This window comes from Bacillus cereus group sp. MG4, from assembly GCF_040460055.1.
In the GTDB taxonomy this organism is placed as follows: domain Bacteria; phylum Bacillota; class Bacilli; order Bacillales; family Bacillaceae_G; genus Bacillus_A; species Bacillus_A wiedmannii.
In genome coordinates, this window is record NZ_JARVGZ010000001.1 from 2,747,963 (window position 1) to 2,762,096 (window position 14,134).

A 14,134-nucleotide genomic window follows, 5' to 3' on the forward strand; every position below is an offset into this window, starting at 1 on the left:
CTTTACCTTTTATCACACATCTTTGTTTCATTTGTAACGTTTCCATCCGCAACTGTAACTGTATGGAAACAATCTTTCACACGTACTGTAACGACATTTTCTTTTCGATCTATTACATGATAATCATCATACTTTTTATTTAATGCACTACGAATTTGCTCTCCTTCAAAAATCGGAAAACCGTGAGACATTACCCAAATGAGACCAGCAACCGCAAGAATCGTTTTCATACGTTTCATTACCTCCTTGAGAGTAAACTTATAGTCCCTACAATATGCGCATTATAATTGTGTCTAATTTGTGACATTTTTATACTAATTCTCTTTTAAAGCTTCAGTTCCTTCTTCTTTTTGTTAAAAATACAGAATTTTCAATTTTATCAACATAAAAAACGCAAAGAACTAAAATTCTTTACGTTTTCTTGGCCAAAATATATACCTCTCATTATTGTCCGCTTTGTTGTTCTATCTTTTTCGAAACATCATCTAATCCCGACAACACTTCCGCTCTCATTTTTACAAGCTCAGGGAACTGATAGAAGAACGCAATTTTTTTATACTTTAACTCCGATCCTTCTTTCACTTTTTTTGAATCTTGCAAAATAAATGCTGCAAACGTATCTGCAATATCTTCCGCTACGTTTGTCGTTCCATACTGTGATACAAACTCCTCATGCTTTTCTTTAAAAAATTCAATTTGAGTTTCTTCACTTTCTTCCACTTTCTTTTCTATCCACTCCTGCTCAATGTCCTTCCAGAAAGAGTTATAAAATTGATTAATATAAGATTTTTCCTTCGCACATCCCTCTTGTAAGAAAAGAGTTTCACAGTTATTTCGGTATGTTGAAATATCTTTATCTTCTTCAAAATCCTTTACATACTTTTCATCTACTGGTATTTGCTTATGCCCGAGCGTCAACACGTGAGCCGTCTCATGAATTAATGTTTTCATCACTTCATCGATATTTACCGCCGAATCAAGCGTATCTAAGCTAAGAATCCAATCTTTCGGATTCTCCATACTAGGCATAACGTGAGCAACAACACCGTCATAACCGTCCGTTATTAAATCAAATTCTGTTATATTCCCGCGATATTTAGCTGGAATGAGAGTACGGTACATATCCCATAAATCTTCATGATAACCTCTATCTTGACGTTGTTGTAGCACCTCTTCTTTCGCTTCTTTATCTTCAGCGAATACTTTATTTAAACGTTTCCGTTCTATTTTTTCAAAATAAGGATCTACAATTTCATCACCATCAATATAATAAGAAGCTAAAAAGAAATAATTTTCGTCATCCTCTTTTTTCTGCTCTGCCTCTTTCATATCCGCACTTTCATGCTCTTCTATATCATAATCTTCTACTGCTTCAAGTTCAGATAATCCATCTATTTTTTCATACACTTTTTGAAGTTTCTTATCTCCTATTTCCACGCATTCTTCTTCTGTTTTACAAATTTCTTTTTCCTTCACACTCTTCATAGAACTATCGCACCCTGCCATTAACCCCATTGCGATGATAACCCCTACTAACTTGCCATACAGTCTCTTCATACACTCCTCCATTATTCCATTCTACAAAAATATCATAATCATTTTTTAACGAATATGCGATAATTAATTATACAAACTGTAAGGAGGTTTCCCATGATTCAAGCAGTCTTATTCGACTTAGATGGAACACTGTTAGATCGGCGCCAATCTCTAGGACAATTTATTCATGATCAATATAATCGTTTTTCCTCTCACTTAATGAGCATAGAAAAAACAGAGTATTGTTCTCGGTTTCTTGAACTCGATAATAATGGCTATACGTGGAAAGATAAAGTATATGCTACTCTCCTTTCTGAATACAACATTATCACTTTAACACCAGAGCAACTGCTGCACGACTACATTACAAATTTTCAACATCATTGTATCCCTTTCCAAAACATGCATGAATTACTTCAACGTTTAACACAACAAAATATTAAAATTGGTATTATTACAAATGGCTTTACTGACTTTCAAATGAGCAATCTCCGCGCACTAAACATACATACGTATACAAATACAATTCTCGTTTCCGAAGCGGAGGGAATAAAAAAACCACATCCTGAAATTTTCGAACGAGCTTTGCAAAAGCTAGACGTTAAGGCCGCAGAGTGTCTTTACGTTGGAGATCATCCACAAAACGATGTGCTTGGTTCTGAACGAATAGGAATTCTTGGTGTTTGGAAGAGAGATTCGTTTTGGGGTGACTTTGAACATTCACGCACGGTGAACGATTTGTTGGAGGTGCTTTCGTTTTTAGAGGTAGAGATGAAACCAAAATAATAGTTAATAAATTATATCAGCGATTTTTGCAATATATTGACTTACCGACAATAACAAGAGGAGGTCGCTACTCTAGCGCCTCCTCTTCCTTTATGATTCATATACTGTAAACTGCGGTTTACTCGGATGATCCTTAACTAGCGCATCATCTGGAAACTTTGAAACTTTTTGATATAAGGCAATGTCACCGATACAACTCGCTGTTAGTAAAATTCCTAAAAATGAGATTGATTGCACATTCGTAGCTAATCCAATTACAATTGGCAAAATACCAGTCGGTAAAAACGGCAGCATTAATACTTTCTTCATTTGCTTTACTGTAATCACCTGTTTAGAATGAGCATATGCAACACCTAATTTCGAATTGACACCCCATTTTAGTTCGCTCCACGGAACACCTCCGATATAACGAAACCCTATTAAATGTATCGCTTCATGAATACAAATGAGAACAATCATTCCAATAATCAAAAGAAACATAACGGGCAATGTAAATTCAAATTGAACCCCGCCTGAAAGAAATATATGCAAATAACCAATTCCAAACGCCAAAGCGAATATTATAAGAAATGCATAGATATTTAATTTAACCATCGAAACAGTAACAGTTGTTTCTTTTCTGTTATCCATCTTCACCCTCCTAAAATGTAAATATATCTTTACAAAATTGTATAATATACCCAAAATGATGTGAAGATATATTTACATTTTTCTTACACACAAAAAAAGAAATCGGCCACTTTACTTCGTAAAACAGCCGATTTCTTCTATATGTTTCATCGTACGCGCCAATACATCGTCGCGCATTATAAAGCTAAATTTTCTATCCGTTTTAATGTTATCAGGAATGTCTGTTAATAAAACAGACCCTTTCGTTTCTTCGTAATGCGTATGTTCTTCTACCGCACTAATTGTTGCAAAATAAATGTTTTTAATGATTATTTTGTCTTTTCCAGATACTTTATATTGTCCTAAGTAAGTTAAATCAGAAACTATGCCGCCGGTTTCTTCATGAACCTCTCGAACTGCCGCTTCTTCCGGTGTTTCCCCTAGTTCTACTTTACCACCTGGAAATTCAAGACCGCGACGTAAATGATGCGTTAATAACCATTGATCCCTGTACCGGCATACAACCCAAACATGCTTTGGCTCAGGAGAAAATGGATAACGTTCAAACGATAATTGTACAGTGTTGTGGTAATAATCTTTAAATTTGTACATGCCATTACTCCCCTATTGATGGTTACAAGTTTTTCCTACCACAAATTGTAGCATATTCTCGCTTTTCTGCATAATATTATCCAATTACAATCCATTGATTATTCCCATTTGCGCGACTAATTCTTTCGTCTCATGATTTCCTAAATCGTAAATCATTTTATATGCTTTTTGTAGTTGTTCATCATATCGGTCATTATTTGAATCGTGATGATACTCAACAAATGGAACGTGAGAACGTACAAATGAACCTAAATCCTCTACATATGCTTGATCGAAGTACTCTCTTAACTCCGTAATTTCCTCATCACTTGCGGAAATTTCAAAATTATACGTATCCGCCGTCTTCACTTGTGAAATTTGACCGTTTCCTATTGATATATAATATGTTTTTTTCTTCTCCATGTAACACCCTTCTTTCATCCTTTTATTTTCTATTGTTTTCATCAATTACAAAATTATGTAAAATAAAGAAAAGGAGGGATTTTATGCTCAAAATATTAATTATCGGTATTATAATCGTCCTAGTCATACTAGTACTCTCCGTCATGACGATTAATAAAGGCTACGCTTATAAACATTCTGTTGATAAGCCAGAAGATAACCCTTATACAAAAAACAGCAAGAAGAATTCATAATACGCTTCATATGCTACTTATTTTAGCCCACATCATATCCAGCATTCGTTTACTGGCAGGTCAACATAACTTTCTACTACTTTCACAATTTCTATTAGGAGTTTTACTGCTTCTTATTACCATTGAGCAAATAAGGAAAAAGGATTCAGGAACTAGATTTATTTGTATTGTTGCAAGTGCTTTTATTTAGATTGTTATCATCATTACCTACATAAACTAGAAGGAGGGCTTTTATGTTAAAAGGCGTTCGAATTACTTTTGCACTTATCACTTTATCTATAGCAACCTATAGTTTTATTAGCGGTAACAGAGACATTATGCCTTACATGTTCATTTTCTTAGGGGCTATGGCTTTCACTATAGGTTTAGAGGAAATAAAAAAACAGAAACAATCTAGCAGCATACTTGCTTTCATGGCCGGAGCTGGTGCTTTATTACTTGGCTTCTCAGAAATATTTCGGTAAGTCGTTTATTTAAAAAAGGGGGAAATAATATGCTAAAAACCTTTCGCATATTATCCGCTCTTATCGTCATCGTTCTCGCTCTATCCGTAATATTTACAAACGCACTTGTTACAATGCCTTATATGCTCATCGCCTTATCTGTTATGACCTTCATCATGAGCGCAGAAGAAAAACAGAAACAACAGAAAGTGCATAGTACACTCTCCTTCTTTTCTGGCGTATTCACTTTAATCGTTGCTATTGTTATTATTTTCTCTCGGTAACTTCTCTTTCTACTAAGGAGGGCTAAAATGCATATTAGACAAATACAACTCATCATCGTTTTTATTACTTTAATCTTATGCTTATACAGCACCTTTACAATGAACTTTCAAATCTTTTCACCTATCATTTTGTTCCTCTTTAGTTTATATGGCATTTTAGTAGGAATTGAGACGATTCAAAAACAGCAAAAACAAATTGGAACTATTAGCATCGGCTTAAGTCTTTTTACGATTGTTTTTGTTATTCCATTTATAATGTTCTTTTAAAGGAGGATTATATGTTAAAAAACATTCGAATTATAATCGCCACTATCGCACTTATTCTCGCCCTATTTAGCTTCTTCGCAAACCTCTCTATGCTTTTACCATACATTTTTATCCTTTTGAGTATTATGTTTATCCTTTTTGGAATCGATGAAATAAAAGAGCGGCAAAAAGCAAAAGCATTTGTTTATTTTCTCGGTTCTGCCTTTATTTTATATGTTGGGGTATCTAGTATACTTTCATAAAAAAGAGGCCGCCCAACACATATGTTAGACGGCCTCTTCTTTATATTTGATTCATACTATTGGCAGTTTTTGTCGGTAAGTCGATATCCAGTTTCGAAACATCGATATATTAAAAAAATCGTTGATATATTTCAAGTTGTGTTCGATATATTCGAAAAATCGTCGATATAATTTCATTTATCATCGTGTTACAAAAAAACTGCCCTTTCACAGGCAGTTTTTTCTTTTTATCCCGATTGGTTCAACTAATAATCAATGGTTGATAGGGCCACTCCCCCATCAACCATTGATTAAAGTTTCACTTTATCCAAATACTTTCTCAAGTTCATCTTTATCTTGGCTTAACCAGAAGTTCATTAAGCGTTGTGCTCCTTCTAAATCGTGAAGCTTCGCTTGGCCACATTGTGTTTCATTTGCAGCTGGAATTTCTGTAATTTGAACCGCATCTTTTAATGTTAGTTCTAATAAATCAATAATTTCTCGAACTGTCGGTGTTCCGCTTACTACAAGATAATATCCTGTTTGGCAGCCCATTGGTGAAATATCGATAATATCAAAGTGCGGATAACGATCAATATATTTACGTAAATTAAATGCTAATAAATGTTCTAACGTATGAATAACATCTGGTTTCATTGCTTGTTTATTCGGTTGGCAAAAACGAATATCAAATTTATTTACAATACCGTCACTACCTACGTTGTGAACTCCGCAATGTCTTACATAAGGTGCCTTTACAATCGTATGATCTAATTCAAAGCTTTCTACTGATGGCATACAACATCTCTCCCGCTTTTAATTTAATTCCGTTATATCCAATATGATATAACGGAAATCAACATTAGTAAAGTATTATGTACAGTCGTGCTATAATACTTTAAGACTATGCTGAAAAGGAGACCATTATGAAACAGATTTTTATTGGGATTATACGCTTTTATCAAAAATTCATTTCTCCGATGACACCACCAACTTGCCGCTTTTACCCAACTTGCTCTCATTATGGATTAGAAGCATTTCAAAAACATGGTGCTCTGAAAGGATTTTGGCTTACATGTAAGCGTATATTAAAATGTCACCCTTTCCACCCGGGAGGATTTGATCCTGTCCCTGATAAAAAGGATGACAAAGTAAATTCTTAATTGTTGTAACCATTCACAACTAAATCTAATTTTCCTGTGTCAGGATCTATAACAAGACCGTGAACAGGTACTTCTTCAGGAAGTAATGGATGGTTGCGAAGTATTGATACGCTATGTTCTACACTTTCTTCTACACTAGAGAATCCTTGTAGGAATCTTTCTAAATCGATTCCAGAATAACGAAGTGTATCTAATTTCTCTTCTGTTATACCGCGCTCTTTCATCTTCTCAATTGTACTGCTTGCTTGAATTTTTGCCATACCACAATCGTGGTGACCAACTACACAAACTTCATCAGCACCAAGTTCATATACAGCAACTAAAATACTACGCATAATACTTCCAAACGGATGTGAAATAACAGCGCCTGCTACTTTAATAATTTTCACATCACCGTTACGCATATTCATCGCTTTCGGTAATAATTCAACAAGACGAGTATCCATACAAGAAATAATGACCATCTTTTTGTTTGGAAATTTCCCTGTTTCGTACTCTTCATATTTTTTTTCTTCAACGAATTTTTCATTGTATTGTAAAATCTCTTCTAATGACTTCATAGTAAAGAACCCTCTTTTCTCTCATTTACATTACTTATATAGTGTACCAAAATTTAAAAAACTCAAAAAGGATATTGCTTTATAGTAAAAATAAGATATTTTCAGATAACCGACATAATTCTTTCAAAATATACACACACCTTTGTAACAAGTCCCCCCTATTTAAAACGTATTTTCACTATAAACTGATTGTAGATAATGTAAAAAAGGAGTGAATATTCATTATGTCCGACGTTCTGTTACTGAGTCGTTTTCAATTTGCAATTACTATTTTTTATCACTTTTTATTTGTACCTTTGACAATCGGACTTGTTATTTTAGTGGCATGTATGGAAACTCAATACGCCCGTACATTGAATCCAACATACCGCAAAATGGCAAATTTCTGGGGTAAATTATTTACAATTAACTTCGTAATGGGGATTATAACCGGGATTACGATGGAGTTCCAATTTGGAACAAACTGGTCTGAGTACTCCAAATATATGGGAGATATTTTCGGATCACCTCTCGCAATCGAAGCACTTGTTGCCTTCTTCTTAGAATCTACTTTCATGGGGATATGGTTATTCGGTAAAGACAAAATTTCACCAAAGTTCCGTGCCTTCTGTATGTGGATGGTTGCACTTGGAACAAATATTTCCGCCCTTTGGATTATTACAGCAAACGGTTTTATGCAAAACCCTGTTGGCTACGTCGTACGTAACGGACGCGCTGAACTAAATGATTTCTGGGCACTTGTGACAAATCCATATGCTTGGAACATGTTCTTCCATACTGTAATTGGTTGTTATATTGTTGGTGCTTTCTTCGTTATGGCAATTAGTGCTTATCATTTATTACGTAAAAATGAAGTGGAGTTCTTCAAAAAATCATTTAAGTATGGCTTAATGTTAGGTTTATTCGCTGCAACTGTTACACCGTTTATGGGGCATCAGTCTGGTGTATCAGCAGCTAAGTATCAACCAGCTAAAGGTGCTGCGATGGAAGCTGTTTGGGAAACTGGAAAAGGACAAGGCTTCTCGATTGTTCAAATTCCTGATGTAAAAAACGAAAAGAACTTTGAATTCCTTACTATTCCGAAACTAGGAAGTTTCTTCTATACAAACTCATTTGATGGCGAAATTGTTGGTTTAAAAGATATCCCGAAAGATGAACGTCCAAATGTTAACCTCGTGTACTATAGCTTCCGCTTAATGGTTGCACTTGGTATGTTCTTTATGGCATTAACTTGGTACGGTTTCTACTTAAATCGAAAAGGAAAACTAGAAAACTCAAAACGTTATTTAAAAATTACAATATGGTCTGTCTTACTACCATATATCGCAATTAACGCTGGTTGGATTGTTGCCGAAGTAGGTCGTCAACCATGGACAGTTTATAAACTAATGCGTACAGCAGAATCTGTATCACCTATATCTGTTCCACAAATTTGGTTTTCATTAATTAGTTTAATCTTGTTCTACACATTACTTTTAATTGCAGATGTATACTTAATGCTAAAGTTCGCGAAAAAAGGACCAGCAGCATTAGAAGAACCTGCTACTGAGGGAGGTGCAGCTCATGTCTCATGATATGCTTGCAATCATCTGGTTTGGTTTATGGGGCGTGATTTGGACAGTTTACTTCATTCTTGATGGGTATGCACTTGGTAACGGAATGATTTTTCCTTTCGTTGCGAAAGACCGACAAGAACGAAATCAATTACAAGAAGCAATCGGCCCATTCTGGGGTGGTAATGAAGTATGGTTAATTACAGCTGGTGGCGCAACATTTGCTGCCTTCCCAGTCACATATGCAAATATGTTTAGTTATTTATATACACCACTATTTTTAGTATTACTCGCACTGTTTGCTCGTGCTGCTGGACTTGAATTTATGCATAAAGACGATTCACCAATTTGGCAAAAAACTTGTAAATGGGCATTTACAATTGGTAGTTTCCTAATCGCCTTCTTATTCGGTGTTACATTCGCTAACCTTTATTACGGACTACAAATCGGAAAAAATGGCTATGAAGGAAATTTACTCAGCTTACTAAATCATTATGGTATTTTAGGTGGCCTGTTCTTCACTGCTATATTCGTCGTATCTGGCGCCCTTTGGGTTATGATTAAAACGACTGGTGAAGTATCTGATCGCGCTTATAAAATCGCAAGACCATTTTCAATGGCAGCTGCTATCATTTTAGCTATTTTCTATGTAGCAACTGCAAATCGTACAAATTTATTCCAAAACTTCACAGAATATCCGGTACTATTCATTCTTCCGGTACTTGCCATGTTAATGAGTGTACTCGCACTTATTATGGTGTACAAACATAAAATAGGTCTCGCATTCACATTCGTTTGCTTAACAATCGCAATGTTTATGACAACTGGATTTGCAGGTATGTTCCCAAGAATGTTACCATCTCGTATTAACGATGCTTATAGTACAACGCTATATAACGCAGCTGGTAGTCAATTAAACTTAAAAATTATGTTCTTCGTTGCAATGGTTATGGTACCAATTGTTATTGGATATCAACTTTGGAGCTACAGTATCTTTAAAAATAAAATTCATAAAGACTCTGCTAAAGGGTATCACTAAAATAAAAAAGACACTTCGTTGAAGTGTCTTTTTTACGTATGATTTTCGATAAGATGTTATATTTCCAATCTAACAACTATAATACAGAAGAATCATTAACAGCTCACAGCTAGATTGTAGCACAGGGAAAGTTCATCATTTTATGCAATTTTACATATTTATCTATAAAGTAAACTGTATTCCTTGATCGTTCACATCGCTATCCCTTACATCTGCTGTACTAATACCACTAAATGTTTGTACTTTTTTTCCTGTATTCGATGATCCTGATCCATTATAAGCTTTCGTTTTTTCAATCGGCTGCACGTTATATTTATCTCCTAAATTAATCGTTCCGTTACAGTTTTCAATAATAACACCTTCCACAACTGACGGCATTTTGTCACCTACTTTCATTTCCTTACTTTTAGTTTATGAGAATCGCCTAAAAAAATAGCATGTTTCCATAAGAAAAAGCACTCAGGGTGAGTGCTTTTTTATTTACCGCTCTTCTCTCTCTCACAAGCAATTCCATCGCCATCACGATCTAAATGCTTACCATAGTACGGACTATCTCTTGTAATATCATAAAATCCAGCATCGTTTGCTTCTTTACAATTAGCAAAGCGCTTTGGCTCTTGATTTGCTCCTGGTCTTTCCTCATATGGTAATGTCGCATTATATAAGAACTGTACATATTGCTCACGAGTCACATCATCACCAAACCCAAAAATTCCATTTCCGTACCCACTAACAATATTTTTACTTGTTAAATCTAAAATTGCTTTATAAGACCAATGCCCTGTTGGAACATCTTTGAAAATAATACTTGCTTGTGCCGTTCCAATAGATGTAAAGGCAGTTGTTACGACAATCGCGCCTGTTAAAAATATTTTCTTTAAATTCATTCTAAGATTCCCTTTTACTTTTCTTAATAACCATTTAACATAATAATAAATTATCAGAATACAATTTATCATATCATGTCGAACACAAAAAAGAATCCTGCTGGATTCTTTTTTGCTAAGCATGAATGGCAATTTTGGAGACAGTTGACTTCTTCAAAAATTTATTAGGGGTAATATTTTGAAAAAGAAAGCCTTTCATATGTAGGTTAACACCACTGGAATATATAGTAAATTGATAATATTTATACGGAAGATTGCTAATGTTTAGTATAGATACTTTCCACTATATTAACAGTGAAAAGTATCTACATGAAACAACAAAAAGGTGCCTTCAAAGAGGGCACCTTTCATAAACAGACGCTATAAAACAGAATTATTTATTGTTATACGATTGTTAGATACAAAAAGTAGAGGGAAATGTTTGTAAGAAATTCTGCTTTATATAGTCTGCCTACCACTTATATTTTAATCCTCTTCACTTGAAAATAAATATAATATGCATAATTACATGAAAAAAAGAAAAGACACTCCATAGAGTGCCTTTTCAACCATTTTACTTTTAATATATCGCCTTACATACATTTTAACATATGTATTCATATATTTTATTGAGAAAATTCAAAATCCTTTTTCTTTCATTTTCACTTATAAAATCATGTAATATAAAAGGTATGTCAAATTCTTATACAAGTCGAGGTGTACTATATTTATGCTGTATTTCGGAATTATTCCTCTTATATTGTTTATTATTTTTCTTATCTCCTATTTAAAAGATCCACGAAAAATAATAAACGGCTTTTTATTTAATACCTTTATCTGTTTTTTCCTTCTTTTTTGTGTAATTATATCTGTGAATTCAAGTAGTGATGTCTTACGCTATATTATAATTTTACCTATTTTAGCACTTCTCATTATGCTTCCTTTCGGTATTATTGCCTTAATGTTTGGGTTATTTCTTAATGCTAGAATTTTAATGAAGCGAGAAGGACGACGTTTCACTAACTGTTTAACACTCCTTGCTGCTTTAGGGATATTATTCTTTATGTTACTTCCTATCATAAATCCAGCAAGTTTGGTCTCATCACATTTAGAGCCTATTTTTGCAGGTATTTCCCTTATAACCGTATATTTCTTTATACACTTATCTAACTTTTTAAGTGCTTATTTTCTATACCAATTCAACAGACCAAGACGTAATCAAGATTTCATCATCGTTCTTGGTAGTGGCTTAATTAATGATAAAGTACCACCTTTACTTGCAAGTCGTATTAATAAAGCAATCGACTTTTACTGGAAACAGGCCGCTGTGAATACACCACCAACAATTATATTCTCTGGTGGACAGGGTCCAGATGAAGGTCTTCCTGAAGCAGAAGCGATGCAAAAGTATGCTGTTGAAAAAGGTATTCCGCTTGAACATACAGTGCAAGAAAATCGCTCTGTAAACACATATCAAAATATGTTGTTCTCTAAAGAAATTATGGATTCTTTAAAACCTGAAGGTAAGTATAGAAGTATTTTTACAACAAATAATTTCCACCTTTTCCGTGCTGGCATATACGCAAGGCAAGCCGGTCTTAATAGCCAAGGAATCGGATCAAAAACTGCATTTTATTACTGGCCTAATGCAATGATTCGTGAGTATGTCGCAATTGTTGTGATGGGGCGTAAACGTCATATGAAAGTTTGCGGAGCTATTTTAGGATTCTCTTTATTCCTAACAGTAATTAGTTTTATTGTTTCTTAACATTCTCCCATCCTTTCATAAGGATGGGATTTCTTATACTTATTTCAAAAATATTTTAAAGATAATATGGTGATAATATTCCCTGCATACATCCATTAAAGGAGAATTTTTTCAAATAAAATGTTAAAATTAAATTGTAACTACTCAGCTTCCTCAGACAAAAAAGCATGCTAAATACATGTTTCCAATTCGAAAACATGAAAAAAAATATGCCCATAAGAGAAAGAATCTAGATCGAATCGAGAATTTCTCTTATGAAATCGTGCAATTCCAAGGAACCGTTCCGGTTTCTATAACCTGACCTATCGCTTGTAAGACAGATTGTTTTTGTTTTTTCATGGTGCTTATAAAGCTTCGTATCTGACAAAAAGATTCTGCGCCTTTCTTACTTCGAAACGTTCCAGACACTTTCTGTTTGACTTTCGTCATTCGAATATCCCGTTCTGCTTGATTGTTATCAAATGGAATGTCTGGATGTTCTAAAAATGCTAGAATTCTGTCAGCATATTTGACGAAGCGATTCCATAAATTTTGAGCAGGCGTCTGTTTTCCTTTCTTTTTTGGTTCTGAAGAAAATACTTGTTTTTCTTTTAATATAGCTTGATAGGCAGTCGACAGATTCTCTTGCTCTGCTTTTGGCAGGAGTCCTTTGTATTGTTTTTTTAGCGTTAAGGCTTGCGTTAAAAACTCCTGCATCTGTTGTGCCCATTTTTCTCCGGTACTATCTATAATTCCTTGTAAATCTCGTAAGAGGTGGGCATTACATAATACGTGACGACAATCTGTATACGCATCATATGATTTCCAACCATCATGCATCGCGATTCCAGAAAAAGACGGCAAGATTTCTCCAGCATCCATTGCTTCTTTTCCGCGTTTTTGATGAATATGTTGCAATGTCACCTCCGGTGTACTGGCAGTATGTAACCATTGTGTTTTATTTTCTACACGCATACCGGTTTCATCAAAATGGACAACAGAAGACTGAAGGATCTGGTCTTTTACTTCTTGGAGAAAAGGCTGCAATTGAGCCGAAAAACTGTTTGTATGATTGACTAACGTTCCTTCACTGATAGAATGTCCAAAACAATCTTGAAAGAATTCTTTTGTTCTTTTTAAAGAAAGACACTGATAATGCGTTAAATAGGGGATTAGTCTTTTTATATTTGGACCATATTGAACAGGACGAGAGACAGTAGAAGGAAACTGGGATTCTTGAATAGAATGGCAATGTGGGCACTCTTTTTGTTCCACTTTATGTTCTGTTACTTCTATCTGGATAGGTGGTAAATCATACACTTGGCGAATGCGGTATCCTTTTACAGGCTCATGGTCTAAAGAAGTATAGCAACAAGTACAATAGGTAGGAGAATATGTAATTGTATGGTCTGGAGTCGCTGTCAAACCAAGAGTATGTCCTTTGTGGCCCAACTGGCCACCGGTTTGACGCTGGGATGATTTTCGCAAACTTTTTGTAATAGGCTTACGAAAACCATCTGTAGAGGGTGGTTTATGACTATTTGTAGAGTTTTTTTTTGAACGATTTTCTAATTCTTCTATACGCTCTTTTAAATTCTGTATTTGACTTTCTAATTGATGAACAAAATCGCAAATAGCTTGAGGTCCCTTTTGATAGACAGCTAGAATTTCTTGTTTTTTCAACATAAATACCACCTCCTTGTATGATATATCTAGTATTCACACAAAAAGTACATATCAGACTAGTAAATGAAAAAAGCCTCCGTGAGGAAGCTGAGTAGTTACATTAAATTTAGGTGTGAATTACGTAACA

At 34.6% G+C, this 14,134-nt stretch carries 21 protein-coding genes; 11 read left to right on the forward strand and 10 right to left on the reverse strand.

Translation table 11 applies throughout. From position 1 onward, the window contains the following. Positions 1–2 precede the first annotated feature (2 nt). Together QCI41_RS14520 and QCI41_RS14525 are read right to left on the reverse strand one after the other, a co-directional pair. Entirely contained in the window at positions 3–230 is a 228-nt protein-coding gene (locus QCI41_RS14520) for a hypothetical protein (RefSeq protein WP_000849118.1), read from the reverse strand. Positions 231–444: 214 nt separating this feature from the next. Further along, on the reverse strand, positions 445–1,557 hold the full coding sequence (locus tag QCI41_RS14525; protein ID WP_353837224.1) for a recombinase family protein: 1,113 nt from the start codon (positions 1,555–1,557) through the stop codon (positions 445–447). 93 nt (positions 1,558–1,650) lie between these two features. On the opposite strand from QCI41_RS14525, the gene QCI41_RS14530 reads away from it, so the two are divergent. Further along, entirely contained in the window at positions 1,651–2,322 is a 672-nt protein-coding gene (locus tag QCI41_RS14530; RefSeq protein ID WP_353837223.1) for an HAD family hydrolase, read from the forward strand. Positions 2,323–2,412: 90 nt separating this feature from the next. On the opposite strand, the gene QCI41_RS14535 is transcribed toward QCI41_RS14530, so the two are convergent. The 3 genes from QCI41_RS14535 to QCI41_RS14545 all read right to left on the reverse strand — a co-directional run bounded on the left by QCI41_RS14535 (position 2,413) and on the right by QCI41_RS14545 (position 3,945). Beyond that, on the reverse strand, positions 2,413–2,952 hold the full coding sequence (locus QCI41_RS14535) for a DUF3267 domain-containing protein (RefSeq protein ID WP_353837222.1): 540 nt from the start codon (positions 2,950–2,952) through the stop codon (positions 2,413–2,415). Positions 2,953–3,063: 111 nt separating this feature from the next. Beyond that, positions 3,064–3,543: an antimutator 8-oxo-(dGTP/GTP)ase gene (gene mutTA, locus QCI41_RS14540; RefSeq protein WP_097918012.1), complete on the reverse strand. Its 480-nt coding sequence runs from the start codon at positions 3,541–3,543 to the stop codon at positions 3,064–3,066. An 84-nt stretch (positions 3,544–3,627) separates the two neighbouring features. After that, on the reverse strand, positions 3,628–3,945 hold the full coding sequence (locus tag QCI41_RS14545) for a hydrolase (RefSeq protein WP_097918013.1): 318 nt from the start codon (positions 3,943–3,945) through the stop codon (positions 3,628–3,630). An 83-nt stretch (positions 3,946–4,028) separates the two neighbouring features. Here QCI41_RS14545 and ytzI point away from each other — a divergent pair, with 83 nt between their 5' ends. Genes ytzI through QCI41_RS14575 form a run of 6 tightly spaced genes read left to right on the forward strand, consistent with a single transcriptional unit; the run spans position 4,029 to position 5,414 of the window. Further along, positions 4,029–4,178, forward strand: a complete 150-nt coding sequence (ytzI, locus tag QCI41_RS14550; protein ID WP_000912935.1) for a YtzI protein — start codon at positions 4,029–4,031, stop codon at positions 4,176–4,178. Between the two features lie 10 nt (positions 4,179–4,188). Continuing rightward, a complete protein-coding gene (locus tag QCI41_RS14555; protein WP_097918014.1) occupies positions 4,189–4,368 on the forward strand; it encodes a DUF3953 domain-containing protein in 180 nt (59 codons plus the stop codon). 43 nt (positions 4,369–4,411) lie between these two features. Next, positions 4,412–4,642, forward strand: coding sequence for a YczI family protein (locus tag QCI41_RS14560; protein WP_046956118.1), 231 nt, complete (start codon positions 4,412–4,414; stop codon positions 4,640–4,642). 29 nt (positions 4,643–4,671) lie between these two features. After that, positions 4,672–4,905: a DUF3953 domain-containing protein gene (locus QCI41_RS14565; protein ID WP_353837221.1), complete on the forward strand. Its 234-nt coding sequence runs from the start codon at positions 4,672–4,674 to the stop codon at positions 4,903–4,905. Between the two features lie 27 nt (positions 4,906–4,932). Then, the gene (locus tag QCI41_RS14570) at positions 4,933–5,172 is read left to right on the forward strand and encodes a hypothetical protein (protein WP_000548108.1); all 240 of its coding nucleotides are present in this window, start codon (positions 4,933–4,935) and stop codon (positions 5,170–5,172) included. 11 nt (positions 5,173–5,183) lie between these two features. Next, positions 5,184–5,414 carry a YczI family protein gene (locus QCI41_RS14575; RefSeq protein WP_353837220.1) on the forward strand — a complete coding sequence of 77 codons (231 nt, stop codon included), beginning with the start codon at positions 5,184–5,186 and terminating at the stop codon, positions 5,412–5,414. A 303-nt stretch (positions 5,415–5,717) separates the two neighbouring features. Here the strand turns inward: QCI41_RS14575 and luxS are convergent, their stop codons facing one another. Beyond that, positions 5,718–6,191: an S-ribosylhomocysteine lyase LuxS gene (gene luxS / locus QCI41_RS14580; protein ID WP_001141371.1), complete on the reverse strand. Its 474-nt coding sequence runs from the start codon at positions 6,189–6,191 to the stop codon at positions 5,718–5,720. Between the two features lie 128 nt (positions 6,192–6,319). Between luxS and yidD the strand changes: the two genes are divergently transcribed. After that, entirely contained in the window at positions 6,320–6,556 is a 237-nt protein-coding gene (gene yidD / locus QCI41_RS14585; RefSeq protein WP_000809334.1) for a membrane protein insertion efficiency factor YidD, read from the forward strand. Here yidD and QCI41_RS14590 read toward each other — a convergent pair. Continuing rightward, positions 6,553–7,116, reverse strand: coding sequence for a beta-class carbonic anhydrase (locus tag QCI41_RS14590; RefSeq protein ID WP_353837219.1), 564 nt, complete (start codon positions 7,114–7,116; stop codon positions 6,553–6,555). The genes yidD and QCI41_RS14590 overlap by 4 nt on opposite strands. Before the next feature lie 224 nt (positions 7,117–7,340). Here QCI41_RS14590 and cydA point away from each other — a divergent pair, with 224 nt between their 5' ends. Beyond that, the gene (gene cydA, locus QCI41_RS14595; RefSeq protein ID WP_353837218.1) at positions 7,341–8,690 is read left to right on the forward strand and encodes a cytochrome ubiquinol oxidase subunit I; all 1,350 of its coding nucleotides are present in this window, start codon (positions 7,341–7,343) and stop codon (positions 8,688–8,690) included. Beyond that, positions 8,680–9,708, forward strand: a complete 1,029-nt coding sequence (gene cydB / locus QCI41_RS14600) for a cytochrome d ubiquinol oxidase subunit II (protein WP_000017650.1) — start codon at positions 8,680–8,682, stop codon at positions 9,706–9,708. Before cydA ends, cydB begins: the two co-directional genes overlap by 11 nt. A gap of 162 nt (positions 9,709–9,870) precedes the next feature. Here cydB and QCI41_RS14605 read toward each other — a convergent pair whose 3' ends face one another. Together QCI41_RS14605 and QCI41_RS14610 are read right to left on the reverse strand one after the other, a co-directional pair. Then, a complete protein-coding gene (locus QCI41_RS14605) occupies positions 9,871–10,104 on the reverse strand; it encodes a spore germination protein (protein WP_033658693.1) in 234 nt (77 codons plus the stop codon). Positions 10,105–10,184: 80 nt separating this feature from the next. Further along, a complete protein-coding gene (locus tag QCI41_RS14610; RefSeq protein ID WP_353837217.1) occupies positions 10,185–10,595 on the reverse strand; it encodes an excalibur calcium-binding domain-containing protein in 411 nt (136 codons plus the stop codon). A 709-nt stretch (positions 10,596–11,304) separates the two neighbouring features. Between QCI41_RS14610 and QCI41_RS14615 the strand changes: the two genes are divergently transcribed. After that, positions 11,305–12,342 (forward strand): YdcF family protein, encoded by a 1,038-nt coding sequence (locus tag QCI41_RS14615; protein ID WP_353837216.1) that lies wholly within the window; start codon positions 11,305–11,307, stop codon positions 12,340–12,342. Positions 12,343–12,594: 252 nt separating this feature from the next. On the opposite strand, the gene tnpC is transcribed toward QCI41_RS14615, so the two are convergent. Beyond that, positions 12,595–14,007: an IS66 family transposase gene (gene tnpC / locus QCI41_RS14620; protein WP_353836078.1), complete on the reverse strand. Its 1,413-nt coding sequence runs from the start codon at positions 14,005–14,007 to the stop codon at positions 12,595–12,597. Between the last annotated feature and the right edge of the window lie 127 nt (positions 14,008–14,134).